Annotated in this window: 14 protein-coding genes; 8 read left to right on the plus strand and 6 right to left on the minus strand. The window is 32.4% G+C overall.

The genetic code is table 11. From position 1 onward, the window contains the following. Positions 1–32 precede the first annotated feature (32 nt). Together H277_RS0108890 and odhB are read left to right on the plus strand one after the other, a co-directional pair. On the plus strand, positions 33–2822 hold the full coding sequence (locus H277_RS0108890; RefSeq protein WP_019975236.1) for a 2-oxoglutarate dehydrogenase E1 component: 2790 nt from the start codon (positions 33–35) through the stop codon (positions 2820–2822). Between the two features lie 18 nt (positions 2823–2840). Continuing rightward, positions 2841–4073, plus strand: a complete 1233-nt coding sequence (gene odhB / locus H277_RS0108895) for a 2-oxoglutarate dehydrogenase complex dihydrolipoyllysine-residue succinyltransferase (protein WP_019975237.1) — start codon at positions 2841–2843, stop codon at positions 4071–4073. Between the two features lie 71 nt (positions 4074–4144). On the opposite strand, the gene H277_RS0108900 is transcribed toward odhB, so the two are convergent. Then, positions 4145–6457 (minus strand): outer membrane beta-barrel family protein, encoded by a 2313-nt coding sequence (locus H277_RS0108900; RefSeq protein ID WP_019975238.1) that lies wholly within the window; start codon positions 6455–6457, stop codon positions 4145–4147. Positions 6458–6581: 124 nt separating this feature from the next. On the opposite strand from H277_RS0108900, the gene H277_RS0108905 reads away from it, so the two are divergent. Next, positions 6582–8156 carry a helix-turn-helix domain-containing protein gene (locus tag H277_RS0108905; RefSeq protein ID WP_019975239.1) on the plus strand — a complete coding sequence of 525 codons (1575 nt, stop codon included), beginning with the start codon at positions 6582–6584 and terminating at the stop codon, positions 8154–8156. 26 nt (positions 8157–8182) lie between these two features. Here the strand turns inward: H277_RS0108905 and H277_RS0108910 are convergent, their stop codons facing one another. The 3 genes from H277_RS0108910 to mtaB all read right to left on the minus strand — a co-directional run bounded on the left by H277_RS0108910 (position 8183) and on the right by mtaB (position 10871). Then, complete coding sequence (locus tag H277_RS0108910) at positions 8183–8785, minus strand: porin family protein (protein ID WP_019975240.1); 603 nt, start codon at positions 8783–8785, stop codon at positions 8183–8185. 106 nt (positions 8786–8891) lie between these two features. Next, positions 8892–9422, minus strand: coding sequence for a DUF4136 domain-containing protein (locus H277_RS0108915; RefSeq protein ID WP_019975241.1), 531 nt, complete (start codon positions 9420–9422; stop codon positions 8892–8894). 111 nt (positions 9423–9533) lie between these two features. Continuing rightward, a complete protein-coding gene (gene mtaB / locus H277_RS0108920) occupies positions 9534–10871 on the minus strand; it encodes a tRNA (N(6)-L-threonylcarbamoyladenosine(37)-C(2))-methylthiotransferase MtaB (RefSeq protein WP_019975242.1) in 1338 nt (445 codons plus the stop codon). A 59-nt stretch (positions 10872–10930) separates the two neighbouring features. On the opposite strand from mtaB, the gene H277_RS0108925 reads away from it, so the two are divergent. The 3 genes from H277_RS0108925 to mtgA all read left to right on the plus strand — a co-directional run bounded on the left by H277_RS0108925 (position 10931) and on the right by mtgA (position 15179). Continuing rightward, entirely contained in the window at positions 10931–12514 is a 1584-nt protein-coding gene (locus tag H277_RS0108925; protein ID WP_051094540.1) for an ABC transporter substrate-binding protein, read from the plus strand. Between the two features lie 233 nt (positions 12515–12747). Continuing rightward, a complete protein-coding gene (locus tag H277_RS0108930) occupies positions 12748–14331 on the plus strand; it encodes an FMN-binding glutamate synthase family protein (RefSeq protein ID WP_019975244.1) in 1584 nt (527 codons plus the stop codon). A gap of 176 nt (positions 14332–14507) precedes the next feature. Continuing rightward, entirely contained in the window at positions 14508–15179 is a 672-nt protein-coding gene (mtgA, locus tag H277_RS0108935; protein ID WP_019975245.1) for a monofunctional biosynthetic peptidoglycan transglycosylase, read from the plus strand. Positions 15180–15208: 29 nt separating this feature from the next. Here the strand turns inward: mtgA and H277_RS0108940 are convergent, their stop codons facing one another. Together H277_RS0108940 and H277_RS0108945 are read right to left on the minus strand one after the other, a co-directional pair. Next, a complete protein-coding gene (locus H277_RS0108940; RefSeq protein ID WP_019975246.1) occupies positions 15209–15691 on the minus strand; it encodes a GNAT family N-acetyltransferase in 483 nt (160 codons plus the stop codon). Between the two features lie 32 nt (positions 15692–15723). Further along, positions 15724–16479: a glycerophosphodiester phosphodiesterase family protein gene (locus tag H277_RS0108945; RefSeq protein WP_019975247.1), complete on the minus strand. Its 756-nt coding sequence runs from the start codon at positions 16477–16479 to the stop codon at positions 15724–15726. 157 nt (positions 16480–16636) lie between these two features. On the opposite strand from H277_RS0108945, the gene guaA reads away from it, so the two are divergent. Both guaA and xpt read left to right on the plus strand, forming a co-directional pair. Beyond that, positions 16637–18169, plus strand: coding sequence for a glutamine-hydrolyzing GMP synthase (gene guaA / locus H277_RS0108950; protein WP_019975248.1), 1533 nt, complete (start codon positions 16637–16639; stop codon positions 18167–18169). A gap of 155 nt (positions 18170–18324) precedes the next feature. Further along, on the plus strand, positions 18325–18894 hold the full coding sequence (gene xpt / locus H277_RS0108955) for a xanthine phosphoribosyltransferase (protein ID WP_019975249.1): 570 nt from the start codon (positions 18325–18327) through the stop codon (positions 18892–18894). Positions 18895–18960: the final 66 nt, after the last annotated feature.

The raw sequence follows: 18960 nt of genomic DNA on the forward strand, positions 1-18960 counted from the left end.
TTTGTAGCTAAATCTCATAGAGAGTAAAATTTATGGATCGTTTTTCGTTTTTAAATGCCGCTCATTTAGAGTTTATAGGCGACTTATATGATCAATACGTCCAATATCCGGATAGTATTGAACCAAGTTGGAAAGCTTTTTTCCAAGGTTATGATTTTGCGAATGCAACATATGATGGAGAACCATTATTTGCACCAGCACCAAAAGCAGCTTCAAGCAAAGGTAGTCAACCAACACAAGCAGTAGTTAATCCAGCTGTTGTTTCTCAAGTTCCAGACAATGTTCAAAAAGAGTTTAAAGTCATCAATTTGATTGATGCTTACCGTACTCGTGGACATTTGTTTACGAAGACTAACCCTGTTAGAGCTCGTAGAACTTTTGAACCTTCATTAGACATCAAAAACTTTGGTTTGACAGATGCTGATTTAGATTTAACATTCAACGCTGGAGAAATTTTAGGTATTGGTGGACCAATCACTTTACGTGAAATCATTGGACACTTAGAGAACATGTACTGCGAATCTATCGGAATCGAGTATATGTATGTAAGAGAACCTCAAAGAATTAATTGGATTCAGAATTGGTTAAACCAAAATTTGAATCAACCAAAATTATCAAAAGAGGAAAAAGAACGTGTATTAGAAAAGTTGAATGAAGCTACTGCTTTTGAAAGCTTTATGCATACAAAATATGTCGGTCAAAAACGTTTTTCAGTAGAAGGAAATGAATCTTTGATACCTGCTTTGGATACATTGATTAACCGTTCTGCTGATCACGGAGTACAAGAAGTTATTGTAGGGATGGCTCACCGTGGACGTTTGAATGTTCTGGCTAACATTTTTGGGAAATCATACTCTCAAATCTTTTCAGAATTTGAAGGAAAAGCTTTTGATACAGATTTAATGGCCGGTGATGTTAAATATCATATGGGATCGTCAAATCATATCAAAGCATTGAATGGAAAAGAGATCTTAATCAATTTAGCTCCAAACCCCTCTCATTTAGAAACTGTAGATGCAGTTGTGGAAGGAATTACACGAGCTAAAGCAGAGGAAGATTACAAAGATGATTATTCTAAAATCATTCCAATTTTAATTCATGGTGATGCTGCTGTAGCTGGACAAGGAATCGTATATGAAGTTGTTCAAATGGCAGGATTAGACGGATACAAAACAGGTGGTACAGTACATGTTGTGGTAAATAACCAAATCGGATTTACAACAAACTATTTAGATGCACGTACGTCTACTTATTGTACAGATGTTGCAAAAGTAACATTATCTCCTGTAATGCATGTGAATTCTGATGATGTAGAAGCGGTGGTTCATGCTTTCCGTTTTGCAGCAGATTATCGTGCACAATTCGGTTCTGATGTATTCATCGATTTATTAGGATACCGTAAATATGGACATAACGAAGGTGATGAACCAAAATTCACTCAACCAAAATTATATAACATCATCTCTAAACACCCAAATCCTCGTGAAATTTACAAGGATAAATTATTGAAAGAAGGTGTAATAGGAGAAGAGATTGTAAAACAAAAGGAAGCTGAATTTAAAGCTTTATTAGAAACAAACTTCGAAGCTTCTAAAGAAATAGAGCGTAATCACATTTTCCCTTTCATGCCGGAAGAGTGGGAAGGATTTGAAATTGCTGATGATGCTAAAGTTTTTGAACAAGCGAATACGGCTTACGACGAAGCGAAATTAAGAGAAATTGCAAAAGCTGTTTCTACAGTACCAGAAGGTAAAAAATTAATCAAAAAAGTTTCTCGTTTAATTGAAGGGCGTGGAAAAATGATTGATGAAGATAAAATCGACTGGGGATTAGGAGAAGCTTTAGCTTTCGGTTCTATTTTAACAGACGGACGTAATGTACGTGTTTCTGGAGAAGATGTAGAACGTGGAACATTCTCTCACCGTCATGCGGTTGTAAAAACTGAAGACACAGAAGAAGAAATTATCTTATTAAACCATATCAATAATGATCAAGGTCAATTAAGAATCTATAACTCATTATTATCTGAATATGCAGTTTTAGGTTTCGATTATGGCTATGCAATGGCAAATCCGAAAGCGTTAACTATTTGGGAAGCTCAGTTTGGAGATTTCGTGAATGGAGCGCAAATTGTAATCGACCAATATATTTCTGCAGCAGAAGATAAATGGAAATTACAAAACGGTTTAGTAATGTTATTGCCTCATGGATATGAAGGACAAGGAGCAGAGCACTCTTCAGCACGTTTAGAGCGTTTCTTACAAATGTGTGCCGGTAACAATATGTTTGTTGCTAACATCACAACTCCAGCCAACTTCTTCCATGCTTTAAGAAGACAGGTCGTAACAGATTACCGTAAACCATTGGTTGTAATGTCTCCAAAATCATTATTACGTCATCCATCAGCTGTATCATCATTAGCAGACTTTGCAAATGGAGGATTCCAAGAAATCATCGAAGATGTAACTGTAGATGCGAAAAAAGTGAAAAAAGTAGTATTCTGTTCAGGGAAAATCTACTACGATTTAGACAAAAAACGCCAGGAGTTAGGAGATACAGAAACTGCAATTATTCGTTTAGAGCAACTATACCCATTGAACGAAGAAAAAGTAGATGCAATCATCTCTAAATTTGGTAATGCTAAATTGGTTTGGGCGCAAGAAGAACCAGAAAATATGGGAGCTTGGATGTACATCTTACGTAAATTAAGAAAATATCCATTCGACGTCGTTTCTCCAGCAGAAAGTGCTGCCACAGCACCAGGTTCAAGCAAACGTTGGGCTGCAATTTACGAAGAGGTAATTAATAAAGTATTCAATTAAAAAATAAAGCTAATAGATATGTTAGAAATGAAAGTCCCATCACCAGGGGAATCAATCACAGAAGTAGAGATCGCTACGTGGTTAGTAAAAGACGGTGATTACGTAGAAAAAGACCAAGCAATTGCAGAGGTTGACTCAGATAAAGCGACATTAGAATTGCCAGCAGAAGAAAGTGGAATTATTACTTTAAAAGCTGAAGAAGGTGATGTTGTAGAAGTAGGACAAGTTGTTTGTCTTATTGATACGGATGCTCCAAGACCAGAAGGAGGTAGCGCACCAGCTGCGGAAGCTCCTAAGGCTGAAGTTAAAGAAGAAGTAAAAGCTGTTCCAGCTCCGGTTGCTACTCCAGCACCTGCTGCTCCAGCCGCAACTTATGCTACGGGAACTCCATCTCCAGCTGCTAAAAAAGTTTTAGATGAGAAAGGCATTGATGCTTCTCAAGTAAAAGGATCAGGACGTGACGGACGCATCACTCAAGATGACGCTGTACGTTTTACTCCGGCTATGGGAACTTCTACTCAAGGAACTCGTGCTCAATCAGAGAAAAAATTATCATCATTACGTCGTAAAATTGCACAACGTTTAGTTTCTGTTAAAAATGAAACTGCAATGTTAACGACATTCAACGAAGTTGATATGTCTGCAATCTTTGCTTTACGTAACCAATACAAAGACGAATTCAAAGCTAAACATGGTGTTGGTTTAGGATTTATGTCTTTCTTTACAAAAGCAGTTACTCGTGCATTAGAGTTATATCCGGATGTAAACTCTATGATTGATGGTGACTACCAAGTAAAATTTGATTTTGCTGATGTTTCTGTTGCAGTATCAGGACCAAAAGGTTTAATGGTACCAGTAGTACGTAATGCAGAAAATTTAACGTTCCGTGGTGTAGAGCAATCGATCAAAGATTTAGCGATCAAAGTACGTGACGGAAAAATTTCTGTTGATGAAATGACAGGAGGGACATTTACAATCACAAATGGTGGTGTATTTGGATCTATGATGTCTACGCCAATCATCAACCCACCTCAGTCAGGTATCTTAGGAATGCACAATATCGTTGAGCGTCCGGTTGTTAAAAACGGACAAATTGTTATTGCTCCAATGATGTATGTTGCTTTATCTTATGACCACCGTATTATTGACGGACGCGAATCTGTAGGATTCTTAGTTGCAGTTAAAGAAGGTGTTGAAGATCCATTAAACGTATTAATGGGAGGTGATGCTAAAAGAGCTTTAGAATTGTAATACAAGAAAAACTATTCTAACAAATCCATAAATTAAAAGCCATTCGAAAGAATGGCTTTTTTGGTTCAATTTTATTTAATTCTATTTTCATCATCATTTACGTTGTTTTCTTTGAGGATTGATTGATTCAACTTTCCGAAATTGTACTTTATCCCAATGGAAAGTTCTTGGTTATCCACAAAAAATACATTTTTGGAATTGATTTTTTTATAATTTAAAATTTCTCGGAATTCCATTTGCTTGAATAGATCGTTAAAACGAAGAGTAAAATCGAAGTTTTTGTACGATTTAGTTAAACCGAGATTGACAATAATTTGAGAATTTCGTTCATAAATTCCTTCTGTTCGCTTTGTCAACCAATACCCATCAATTAAAAAGTTGAACTTTTCTCCTAGTTGAAATGAATGATTTGAATACAAATAAACATATGGGATCGATTTTCTTAAATAAGCTGTTTTATCATGTGTTTCAGTATAGTTTAGTGAAAAACTAAATTGAGAAGACCAAAATTTAGATTGGAATGGGACATCTAAACTTATTGAATAGTTCATTTCTCTATCGAAATTAACAGCTGTAAAAGTGGAAATATTTCTTATGTCATCATAAACTAATGTATAACCTAACGGATTTTTACTTTGATAAAACGAGGTGCTCAATGCCCATTTTTTGATCGAATAATTCACTGTAAATATATTGGCATAAGTCGGTAAAATATTAAAGTTTCCGCTGTATTCGATATAAGGACTTCCGTACAGGTTTCCTGAAGAAATATTGCTATAGTTTGGCCGGTCAATAGAACGTTTATAAAAAAATGTTAGATTGTGATTGTTGTCGAATTTATAATTCATTTCGGCATTTGGAAACCAATCAATAAATTGTTTGTCAATATCAGTTACTCCTTTCATTTTATCGAAGCCTTTTGAATTTGTGGTTTCTGTTCTTAAACCAATTTTATAATCCCATTTTTCATAGCTTTTTACGTATTGGAAATAGCCTGCAAGATTCAATTCTTTGAAATGATAAATAAATTTTTCGGTTAAATTATCAGGAAAGAAAGTTTCATTATTCGTTACAGCTTTTGCATGAGTAAAACGTCCTCCAAATTCTATTTTTTGATCAGATTCAAATTTCTTCTCAATATCAAACTTCCCTGCAAATACATCAATTTTATACGTTTGATCTCGTGATTGATTATATTCTACACCATTTTCGTTAATATTGTTGTAAAAATGATAAGTGGTTCCCTTGTTATAAACTGTATATTGTAAACCTGTTAAGAGATTCGCATCAATTGCTTGTAAATTTTTATTATAATTAATCAAAGAATTAATAAAATCCCGATGATCTTCATTGTGATTCAACGTTAAGATCGATTCATTTTGATCATTTTCTATGTAATTTGTATTGGTATCAATCAATCCTTTATCTTTTCTGAAACTCGAATTAACGCTGAAAGTGATATAATCGCCGTTGTCATTTAATTCCTGAAAATAACGTGTATTAAAAATAAAATGTGGACGCTTGGTTTGGGATTGAATGAAATAATCGGATTGAATATCTTGATCGTTTATCTGATAATCAAATCCATTTCCTTCCCAAGGATTTAGTTGATTATAAGCAGCATTAAATTTAAATTCACTTCTTTTTTTTCGGAACTGTAATGTTGAATTAAAGTAACTATTAAATTTTCTTTTAAAAGATAGTGTTTCTTGAAGAGTGAATTTTAAACCCTCTTTTTTGCTGTCCCTTAAATTGATTTTGATCACGGACTTTCCGTTTGCTTCATATTTTGCCGATGGATTTTTGATGATTTCAACCGATTTTATGTCTTCTACAGCTAAATTGCTTATGGTTGTGAAATCAACTTGTTGGTTATCTAAGTAAAGCAAAGGAGCTCCTTTTCCTATAATAGTTAACGACTCGCGATCTGTCCCAAGTATTATTCCAGGTAATTTTGATAAAAGTTCAGTTGAATTGGTTGTTTTATTCAAATTGGAATTCGCTACATCTACGATTAAATTCCCATTTTCTATTTTGAAAGTTTGCTTTCTGTTATTAAGAACAACTTCGTTTATCGTAATGGATTCATTAATTTTTAAATTCAATATTTTATCTTTATCCAAATAAAACGGGGCTTCATCTTGAATGTTATTTTTGTAAATAACTGAAATTGAATATGTTTTAGGTTCTAGATCTTTAAAATAAAAGTAAGAATTCTCGGTATGAATTGTTTGTATTGTATTTTGAAATTCATCATATAAAATAATTTCAGCTTGAATTGTATCTTGTTCGTTTTGTGAAGAGATTTTTCCTTTTATGGAAAAAATGTCTTGAGCAAAAGTATAAGAAGAAAAAAGAATTAAAAAAAGTTGTATAAACTTCATAATAAAATGGTATTAAAAATTGTTTTACTTTTGGTTATGGTGATTAAAAGTTTTGTACACACAATTTTAATTGATATTTTCAAATGATTTTTAGAAAGTTGGGGAGAAATGATAATTGATTACGATGTTATATAAATTAAAGAAATACAATAGATTAGTTTTTAATATTTCGGAAAATAAAAAATGTAAGATTTTATTTGTTATTTTCTTAATAATCAGTTCAATAGATTTATTTGGAAAAACACAAACAGAAAAAGCTGAGTTTTTGCGTCACAAAAACAATGAATTAATAGAAGAAAATTTAAGAACAATTGATTCTACCATAACGGCTGCTTATCGGTTGAATGATAAATCAGTTTTGAGCGAAGCTTACATGGAGAAAGGAAATTACTTCTTGGAACAGCGTAATTACAACAATGCGTTAAAAAACTTTACAATTTCCAATCAGATTTCTACTGAAATAAAAGATGATTTCTTTTTTTATTCCTCTTTGTTTGGGATAGCGAAAACCAAAGAAAATTTGAATCAGTTGAAAGAATCGATGCAATTGTATGAAGATTGTTTCACTTATTTTAAAAAGCATAAGAATCAACCAAAATCTTTCAGCATCTACTTAGCTGTTTTAGGGAAGTTAACTTATCTGTATAGTAAATTTAATCGACTGGAAAAAAGTGAATATTACAATAAAATAGAATTGTCAGAAACAAGAGATACACTGAATTATCAATATGCATTAAAAAATAAGGGAATTATAGACTTTTATAAAAAGGATTATAAAGCTGCATTTGCGACATTGAAACATACACAGAAAACATTTTTGAAACAAAATGATGTGAAATGGTATATACTAACAGAACAATTCTTAGGCGAAATTTTATATCAGCAAAAAAAGGAAAATGAAGCAGTAGGGTATTTTAAAAATGTTGTTGCAATGTCTAAAGAATATAGGATTGTAGATGAAGAATTACGACTTTCCTATGAACGAACACTTGAGTACGATGAAATACATGGAAATAGAAAAGATAAATTAACCTCTATCAACAACTTATTATCTTTTGATAGCTTGTTTTATGCAAATGATAAAACGGTATTGAAGTCAAATTATGAAAGATATGAAAACAGTTTTTTAAAAGCAGAGAGAAATCAGCTTAAACAAAAGAACATAAATTTTAGAAATTTTACTTTTTTAGGATTCTCTTTACTTGTAATCTCGGGAGGATTTTTTTTGTATAGAGTGAATCAAAATTATCAAAGAAGGAAAGCTGATTTATTAAGTCGAATTGATGATTTAACGGCCAAAGAACTTCGTTCTAAAAAAATAGATAAATTAAAAGGAATTAAAACAGACCTGAGAACAGATAGTGAGTTTGAAAAAAGCTTGCTTTCCTTTGAACAAAGACAATTATTTTTGAATCCAAAAATTTCGTTGAATGACTTAGTGGCCGAACTAAATGCAAATCGTACAATTGTTTCAAATTATATCAATCGCTCAAGGGATAAAAACTTTAATCAATATATCAATGCATTGAGAATTAGTTATATCTTGAAACGTTTGAAGGATGAACCTGATCTGAAAAAGTATACCATTGATGCTTTGGCTGAGGAAACGGGTTTTAATTCGAGAAAAACATTTTCAGACGCATTTTTGGAACATACAGGTTTCCGCCCGTCTAGTTTTATTAGAAAGTTTCAGGTATAAAAAAACCGCTTAAAAGCGGTTTGAATTTATTTAAAAAAATAGGTTATTCCTAAAGTTAAGAAAGAGGTTCTGTTTGTACCATTATCCCAGCGATTAAAATCATAAGTATCAATTAATCCATATTGATAGCGTAAATTGATCTCGTATTTTCTGTCAATAGAATAACCTCCTCCAATATTAAAAGCTAAATCAAATGATTTAGGAATATTATTATCTTTTTCAGGTTCACCATCATCAAACTTTTCTGATACTTTAAAACCAAGTTGCGGACCAGCTTCTAAGAAGAAATCTTTCCCTTGATCATCAAAATAATATTTGTACATAATTGGGACATTAATGTAATTTAGGAAAGCTTTGTATTTTTTTCCACCTTCTTTAAATAATGAATATTCTCCTTGATTTGTGTATAATACCTCTGCTTGTAAGTAGTGGTTTTCATTTTTTGTTGTCAATTGATATTTTGCAACAGCTCCACCTAAAAACCCAAATCGCTCTTTTGAGACTCCATGAACTACTGTAGTATTACTAAGTCCAACACCTCCTTTTACACCAAATTCAATTTGAGCAAAAGAAAAAGTTGATAAACTTAATAGGAATAAACTTAATAGATTGGTTTTTAAATTTTTCATAAGTTATTGTTATATTTTTAACAAAATTAAAGTTTTTTTTAATATAATTTTCATTTCATAAAAAAAGCCCTTCTTAGAAGAGCTTGATAATTATAAATAATCAGAATCATTGTTTTGGTTGTGGAGGAAACTTTGATAAAATTTCCGCAATTGCTTTAGGAATTCTTTCTGCTTTTGCACTAATATTACTTAGGTTAAGATCAGAGCCGACACCTTGCCATACCAAGATATTACGTTTATCATCAATAATATCAATTACAATTGTACCGGCTTGATAAGACGAAACACTGTTACCTCCATAAAAGCCTCCGTAATATCCGTAAGGCCCATAGCCCCATGCATTATTATTGACAGAAATTTGTTCTTTAGAGCTTGTTAATAAATTAATCACCAAATCTGCATCAGAATTTACTTTTGTAAACCCTTTAGTAGCCATTTGTGTGTCAATTGCTTTAATTAATCTATTTTTATCTAGATCATTCACTTTCAGCTTATCCAATCCTTTCTGATGAAAAGAATAAGTTTTATACGTTGCGAAATTTGTTGACCTATCATAATCTGTACTCACCTGAACTGTTCCACAGCTTGTTACAAATAAAGACAACAAAATTATAAAAGTAAAATGTATAATTTTCATGACTTTAATTTTTAATTTTAAAACTACAATTATTATTCCTAAATGTAAAGGTAAATCAAAAAAAAGAAGCTCAAAATACTTGAGCTTCTTTTTAACTAATATTTACAAATTTTATTTTGCTAATTCCAGTTCGTGAATTTTTACTTCAACAATTCCGTTGTGATTGATTCTTGTCAACTCCACCAATTGTGTTTCGTTAACTAATTCCGGATTAAAATCTGTCTGAACTTTTACATAATTTTCAGTAAAACCAAACATTTTTCCATCTTTATTATCATGTTCCCAAAGAACTTTTTGAGTAGATTTTAATTGGGATTGATAAAATGCCTGGCGTTTTTTCTCCGATAAGATTCTCAACATTTTATTGCGGCGTTTACGCTCTCCTTGATCGACAACTCCTTCAAACTCGATTGCTTCTGTATTATCTCGTTCAGAATAAGTGAAGACATGCAAATAACTAATCGGTAATTCATTCAAGAAATGATATGTTTCCATAAACAACTCCTCTGTTTCACCCGGAAAACCGACAATCACATCTACACCAATACAAGCATTTGGCATGACTTCGCGAATCTTCGTTACACGATCTAAATAAAGATTTGATAAATAACGACGCTTCATTTTTTTCAAAATCTCATCGCTACCCGATTGCAACGGAATATGAAAATGTGGAACAAATCGGTTGCTGTTTGAAACAAATTCAATTGTTTCGTTCTTCAATAAATTTGGTTCAATAGAAGAAATTCTGATTCGTTCTATGGATTGAACTTGATCCAATTCTTGCACCAATTCTAAGAACGTATGTTCGTGTTTTTTATTTCCAAACTCACCTTTCCCATAGTCACCAATATTTACCCCGGTTAATACTATTTCTTTGATTCCTTTCTGAGCAATTTCATTTGCATTTTTAATGACATTTTCAACTGTGTCAGAACGTGAAATACCACGAGCTAAAGGAATTGTACAATAGGTACATTTGTAGTCGCAACCGTCTTGTACTTTTAAAAATGCACGCGTACGATCCCCAATTGAATAAGAACCGACATAAAAGTCCGCTTCTTCAATTTCACAAGAATGAACAATTGTTTCTTCTTTTTTATTGATATCGTCTAAATATTCAGCAATATTAAATTTTTCTGCAGCTCCTAAAACCAAATCAACACCTTCCATTTCCGCAATTTCTTGCGGTTTCAATTGCGCATAACAACCTACAACAACAACAAATCCATCGGGATTTGCTTTCATTGCATTTTTTACAATCGTTCTGCACTCTTTGTCTGCATTTGCGGTTACCGAACATGTATTAATGATATACACATTCGCAGAATCTGTAAACTCAACCTTCTGATAACCATTGTCTTTCAAGTTTCTTGCGATCGTCGAAGTTTCAGAAAAATTAAGTTTACATCCCAATGTATGAAATGCAACTGTTTTAGTTTGATTATTCATAGCTGCAAATTTAAGAAATTATCCATAGTTTTGAAACATAAATAAATCAGCTATTCAAAATGACTAAATACTTTATCTACATCATGTTATTCGTTTCAATATTTTCATGTACTAAGAAAATTGAAATCGATGAAAACAAAGTATTTAAATTAAATCGTTACGATAATATTTCTTCTTTAGATCCTATTAATGCACGTACTCAAGCCAACAATTGGGCGTGTAACTTAATTTATAATAGTTTGGTAAAGATTGATAATAAACTTGAGATTCAACCAGATCTTGCAAAATCATGGACAATTTCTCAAGATGGAAAAACCTATTTATTTCAGTTAAGAAAAGATGTTTATTTCCATAAACATGCAGCTTTTGGAAAAGATTCTACCCGTATTGTAACAGCTGCTGATTTTGAATACAGTTTTAATCGATTAAAAGATCCGAAAGTTGGTGGTTCCGGAGGTTGGATTATGAATAATATCGATTCATATAAAGCGATTAACGATACAGTTTTTGAAATAAAATTAAAAGAAGCATATCCTGCATTTCTTGGACTGATTTCAATGAAATATGCTTCGGTTGTCCCAAAAGAATTGTTTCAAAACGGAAATGAAGAATTTTTGAAGCATCCGATAGGTACGGGACCGTTTCAATTCAAGATTTGGGAAGATAATGTAAAAATGGTTTTTAGAAAAAACCCGTTGTATTTCGAATTTGATGAAAAAGGCAAACGTTTGCCTTATTTGGAAGCCGTAAATTTATCTTTTCTTCCTGAAAAAAATTCCGAATTCTTAGAATTAATCAAAGGGAATTTGGATATGATGGCTGATTTGGATCCATCTTATAAAGATGAAATTTTAAATCCAATAGGAGATTTGAATCCTAAATATTCAACGACTTTAATGATTCAGAAAGTTCCTTATTTAAGTACAGTTTATTTGTGTTTTTATCTTGATGCGCCAAATGCAATAGATTTAAAACTTCGTCAGGCACTGAATTATGGTGTGGATAAAGAGAAGATTATAAAATATATGATGAAAGGACAGGCGTTTGCTGCGGATGGAGGATTCATTCCGAAAGGCTTACCGGGTTATTCAGCAGAGAGTGGTTATGCCTATAATCCTAAAAAAGCACGCGAATTAGTCAATAGCTATAAAAATGAGAACAAAAAAATGGTTCCAATAGAATTGACTACTGTACAAGAATATGTGGATGTATGCGAATATATTGCGGCGGAAATGGCAAAATTAGGTTTACCAATTAAAGTAAACGTTGTTCCCGGACCAACAATGCGAGATGGAAAAGCAACAGGTAAATTTACATTATTCCGTGCAAATTGGGGAGCTGATTATCCGGATGCCGAAAACTTCTTGTCATTGTATTATTCAAAAAACTTTGCGCCGGAAGGACCAAATTATTCTCATTACAAGAATGCAGAATTTGATCAATTGTATGAGCAGGCTTTTTTAATTAACAATCCGGACGAACGTGCTAAAATCTATCAAAAAATGGATGCTTTGATGATGAAAAATGCACCGATTCTGCCATTGTTTTATGATCAAACCACGTTGTTTTTAAATAAAAAAGTGAAGAATTTTTCGATGGGACCAATTAAATTATTGGATTTAACAAGGGTTTACAAAGAATGATTCTATTATCTTTTTGTTAAAAGTTTGAATATCTTTTAAAAAAATCTGAATAATATTTCATTTTATTTCACGACATTAGATAATTGTTAATTTATTTCAAATAATCGTTTTTCTCTAACGTTTGAAATCAATATTTTAAAAGAAATTATTTTCAGAATTTAAGGCGTTAAACCGAGTTTTTTTAGATATATTTGACACCAAATTTTTAATCAAAATCATTTAAATTTTTACTTATGAAAGTAAGACAACTTTTCGTAGTAGGATCTATCATTACTCTTGTTGCTATTGGAGTAATTTCTTATTTCTGGCCAGGAATATTATGGTCTTTAATAATTATTCTTCCATTAATTGCCTTAGGTATTGCTGACATCACACAAACAAAACATGCTATTAGAAGAAACTTCCCTATTGTAGGACATGGTCGTTATTTATTAGAAAGTATTCGTCCGGAAATCATGCAATATTTTGTTGAAACAGATACGGAAGGAAAACCTATTGATCGTTTGATGCGTAGTATGGTATACCGTCGTGCAAAGAATGTGATTGATACAGTTCCTTTCGGAACGCAATTAGATGTTTACGAACCTGGATACGAGTGGTTGAATCATTCTATGTATGCCGGAAAAATAAAACATGCTGATGATCCTCGTGTAAAAGTTGGAGGAAGCGAATGTAAGCAACCATATTTGGCTAGTTTATTGAATATCTCTGCGATGTCTTTCGGTTCATTAAGTGAAAATGCTGTTTTAGCCATGAACAAAGGAGCTAAATTAGGAAATTTTGCTCATAATACTGGAGAAGGAGGTATTTCGCCATACCATTTAGAACCGGGAGGAGATTTGATTTGGCAAATTGGTACAGGTTATTTTGGATGTCGTGCCAAAGACGGAGGTTTTGACCCTGATAAATATGTAGAGCGCGCAACTTTACCAAATGTAAAAATGATTGAGTTGAAAATTTCTCAAGGTGCAAAACCAGGTCACGGAGGAATTTTGCCTGCAAATAAAAATACACCGGAAATTGCAGCTATTCGTGCTGTAGAACCTTATACAACAGTAGATTCACCACCTTCTCACGCTGCGTTTTCTGATGCAGAAGGAATGCTACATTTTATCAAACAGCTAAGAGAATTATCTGGAGGAAAACCAGTTGGTTTTAAATTATGTATCGGAATTAAGCGAGAGTTTATTGAGATTTGTGAAGCAATGATCAAAACCGGAATTAAACCGGATTATATTGCAATTGATGGTGGAGAAGGAGGGACAGGAGCAGCTCCTGTAGAGTTTTCAAACTCTTTAGGTATGCCTTTATTAGACGGTTTAGCTTTTGCAGTTGATACATTACGTGGATATGGTCTTAAAAAAGATATTCGTGTTGTCGCTTCAGGTAAAATTATTTCTTCTTTCCATATTGCTCGGGCAATGGCAATTGGGGCGGATTTAGTTTATTCTGCTCGTGCTATGATGATGGCTGTTGGTTGTATTCAAGCATTACAATGTAATACAAATACATGTCCGGTTGGTGTTGCGACACAAGATCGTGAATTAATGAAAGGACTGGATGTACAAGATAAAGCGACACGTATGTATAATTTCCACAAGAAAACAATGCACATCTTATCAGAATTAATTTCTGCAACGGGTGTAAAATCTCACCGAGATTTTAATCGTTCTCATGTAAATTTACGTATCGATAATACACGTATTATGTCGTATGATCAATTGTACCCTATTGTCGAAGAAGGGGCTTATATAGGGAAGACGGTAGAAGAAATTTTGAAAGAAATTCGCATACGTACTTTAAGTAAAGTAAATTAATCAAGTTTAAAAATATAATCATCAAAAAAAGCAACCTGAGTAAGGTTGCTTTTTTTGATTGAAAGAGAAAAAATAAGAAAGATTATTCATTCTAAAAATCTAATTACAGACTGTATTTTTTATTTTCAGAATTCAATAAATCGTATAACTTTGTTCTTATAATGTAAGATCACAAAATGTTTAAATTTATTCGTAAAATTATACTATATCTTTTTGTAGCTCATCTATTATATATAGTTGCGTTGAAATGGATAAATCCTCCTTTTACTATTACACAAATTCAGCAGGGAATAGAACAAGGAAAATTGAAGCGTGATTATATTTCGTATGATGAAATGGGACGAAATATAAAATTAGCGGTTATAGGATCTGAAGATCAAAAGTTTCCTGTTCACAATGGATTCGATATAGATGGAATTCAGGAAGCAATAGAGAAAAATAAAGAAGGAAAGAAACTTCGAGGAGGCTCAACTATTTCTCAACAAGTTGCAAAAAATGTTTTTCTGTGGCAGGGTAGGTCTTGGTTGAGAAAAGGATTAGAAGTGTATTTTACATTTATGATTGAAAAAATTTGGGGAAAACAGCGAATTTTAGAAATGTATTTGAATACTTCTGAAATGGGAATCGGTGTTTTCGGAGTCGAAGCGGCATCTGAATATTATTTTAGTAAGCCGGCAAAAGAGTTGACAAAAAATGAAGCAGCTCGTATTGCAGCAGCATTACCACTGCCAAGAAAATACAATGTTAATCCACCTTCATCTTTCATTAGCAGACGGGCAAGCCATATTGAAAGACAAATGCGAAATATACAAGGAAGTTCAGAATTAGAGAAGGTTTTAGGAAAATAGAAAAAAAGAGAAGTTTAAGCTTCTCTTTTTTATTCTCTCCAATTTATTTTAACTGCTGAAATTTTATTTAATTCCAAGCGAGTTTCAGAAATTTGTACAAAATCATTTTTTAAATAAAAAGCCAAAGGAGAGTGATAAGGCTCTCCATTAGCTTTTATATCATTTTGATGGTCAATTACCCAACCATTTAATTCTGTAGAAAAAGTTTTCAATCTGTTGAGAAATTTACGTCCTAAACCAAGATGATGTAGTGTACTCTCAATGATTATAGCAAACCACTTTTCGTAATCTCTTTCAAAAATAACCGCCCAACCTTGCAACTGATTGTGTTCATTTACAACAAAAAAATGTTTGGCATGGATTAAATTATTCAAGTAATTATCAACTTCTTGTAAATCTTTAAAAGCTAAATTTACAGGATACTCATTGTTCCAAATTTTATAAATATAGTCTTTATGAATTTGGTTTAAAGTGGTAAACGAATAAATTTCGAATGAGTTGAGTGTAGACATTAAATAGTTTCTTATTCCGCTAAATATACTAATTATTTAGTCAAAAGCGCTTGTAAAACTAAAGGTTTGTCCGTGGTGATATAATCAACTTTCATTTCAATCATTTCTTGCATAACTTTAGGTTCGTTAACTGTCCAAACGTTAACCAATAATCCTAAATTTTTCGCTTCTTTTACCCAAGTCGGATTTTTTTGAAAAACACTGTAATGGTAATCAATTCCATTCCAATCTTTTGCTTTTACTTCTTGTGGAGATAAATCACCGTTTAAGTAGGAAACATGGTATTTTGGAGCTAATTTTTTAAATTGATCACAAATGTTTTTGCTGAACGAAATAATTTCTATTTGTTCCTCTATTTTATGCTTTTTGATGAGTTCAATTGCTTTTTTTACAGCACGATCTTCATTTTCTTTTGAAGAATGAGGTTTTAATTCAAAAATTAACTTTACATTTCTATTCTTTTTTCCTTGAATGAAATAATCTTCTAAAGTTGGCATATTTTCGTTATTGGCCAGTTTTAAATTTTTTAATATAGAAGAGTTAGTCGTTTCTATCGTATGACCTTGGTAATGATCATCGTGATTAACCATTAACACATCATCAGCACTAATTAATACATCAAATTCAGAACCGTAAGTTTTGATGTCTTGAGCAGATTTTAGAGATTGAATAGAGTTTTTCGCATTGTTTTCTGTATCCCAGTATCCACGGTGAGCAATAATTTTCTGAGCATTCGCTATAGTTGCAATCATAAAGGTTGTTAAGGCAGTAAATATAATTTTTTTCATGATGAATTGTTTTTCGAAGTAAAATTATTTCGTTTAATCTGTTTTAAAGTTATGAAAATATTAAGTTCAGCTAACTGATGAAAAAAAAGAAAATTTTGGAGGGAATAAAATTGGAATAAAAGCGAATTCACCTTAATTTTGCACAAAGACAAACACAATGACGCAAGGAATTATTATTTTAGATTTCGGTTCGCAATACAATCAGTTAATTGCGCGTCGAATTCGAGAATTTGGAGTTTATACAGAAATTATTCCCTACAATACTTCAGTCGAAGAAATCAAAAAACACAATCCAAAAGGAATCATTTTATCAGGAGGACCTTCTTCCGTATTCGGAGAAGAAGCAGCTTTGGTAGAAAAAGAATTATTCGAATTAGGAGTTCCTGTTTTAGGAATTTGTTACGGAATGCAATTGATTTCTCATTTATTGGGAGGTGAAGTGAAAAAAGGCGAAAAAGGAGAGTATGGAAAATCTGAATTAACCGTTTTAGCTCAAAACAGTTTATTTGAAGGTGTTCCAGAACAATCTACAGTTTGGATGAGTCATTTTGATGAAGTAATGACAGCCCCAACAGGTTTTACAGTTTCAGGAAAATCCACTATCGATATTGCGGCTATTGCAAATGAAGAACAAAAGATTTTTGCTGTTCAGTTTCATCCTGAAGTTACACATTCTGAGTATGGATCTAAAATGTTAGAAAATTTTGTTTTTACTATTTGTGAAGCAAAAAAGAATTGGGTTTTAAAAGATTTTATCGAAACCGAAATTGCTCGTATTAAAGAAGTTGTAGGAGATAAAAAAGTGATTTTAGGGCTTTCTGGCGGTGTTGACTCTTCTGTAGCAGCTGTTTTAATTCATCGTGCAATTGGAGATCAATTGACATGTATTTTTGTTGATACGGGTCTATTAAGAAAAGATGAAGGGAAAAAAGTAATGGAAAATTACGGAAAACACTTCAACATGAACATCAAGATGGTAGATGCTTCAGAACGTTTCTTAGCAAACTTGAAAGGTATCGATGAACCGGAAGCAAAACGTAAATCAATAGGGAAAGACTTCGTTGCTGTTTTTGATGAAGAATCAAATAAATTTGAGGACGCAGCTTTCTTGGCACAAGGAACTATTTATCCTGATGTGATCGAATCTCAATCTGTAAAAGGGCCTTCTGCAACAATCAAATCACACCATAATGTGGGAGGATTACCGGAAGAAATGAAACTTCAGTTATTAGAGCCTTTACGTGAATTATTCAAAGATGAGGTTCGTAAAGTAGGAGTTGAATTAGGTATTCCTCGTGAATTGGTTTACCGTCATCCATTTCCTGGACCGGGATTAGGAATCCGTGTGTTGGGTGAAGTAGATGAAGAGAAAGTACGTATTTTACAAGAAGCAGATCAAATCTTTATTGACGAGCTTTATGCACATAATTTATACGATGAAGTTTCTCAGGCTTTCGTAGTTTTATTACCCGTAAAATCAGTAGGAGTAATGGGGGATGAACGTACATATGAATATACAGCGGTTGTTCGTTCTGCAAATACAATTGATTTCATGACGGCGACTTGGTCTAAATTACCTTACGAGTTTTTAGAATTAGTTTCGAACAGAATTATCAATGAGGTAAAAGGAATTAACCGTGTAGCTTACGATATCAGTTCAAAACCACCGGCAACTATCGAGTGGGAATAAGCTGAAAAAAATAGTATAAAAAGCTGTTTCAAAAAATGAATGTTAGTTCAAGCTTGCAAAGAAATCTTTTCAAAGATTATGTTTTACGAATGCTTGATTGATCATAACACTTTTTTGAAGCAGCTTTTTTCTTTGTAAACTTTAAAAACGAATTAATGGAACTTTTAAAAGAAAGAATTCTAAAAGATGGAAAAAGTTTCGATGGTGGAATTTTAAAAGTTGATAGTTTTATCAATCACCAAATGGATCCAATCTTAATGAAAGCAATTGCATCTGAATTTGTACAACGATTTTCAGATTTAAAGCTAAATAAAATTATTACAATTGAAGCCAGCGGAATTGCACCGGCAATTATGGTAGGATTAGAATTAAACTTACCAGTTGTTTTTGTGAAGAAAGCAAAACCAAAAACAATGGCAGATTTTTATACTTCACAAGTTTATTCCTATACAAAGGACAGAACTTATGATGTCTGCGTAAGTAGCCAATTTTTAAATGAAAATGACAATGTTATTTTTATTGATGATTTTTTAGCGAACGGAAATGCAGCATTAGGTGTCGAAGATTTAATAAAGCAGGCAGGAGCAAATCTTCTGGGAATGGGATTCATTATCGAAAAATCTTTTCAGGAAGGACGCGAGCGCTTACTGAATGAAAATATTAGAGTTGAATCTTTGGTTAGATTGAAGTCTTTAGGAGATAATTCGATTATTTTCGCTGAATAATATATAAAGTAAAGAAGCCAATTTGTTTGGCTTTCTTTTTGCTAAAAAAAACAAAAACTCACCTAT

Source organism: Empedobacter brevis NBRC 14943 = ATCC 43319 (assembly GCF_000382425.1).
Lineage (GTDB): Bacteria > Bacteroidota > Bacteroidia > Flavobacteriales > Weeksellaceae > Empedobacter > Empedobacter brevis.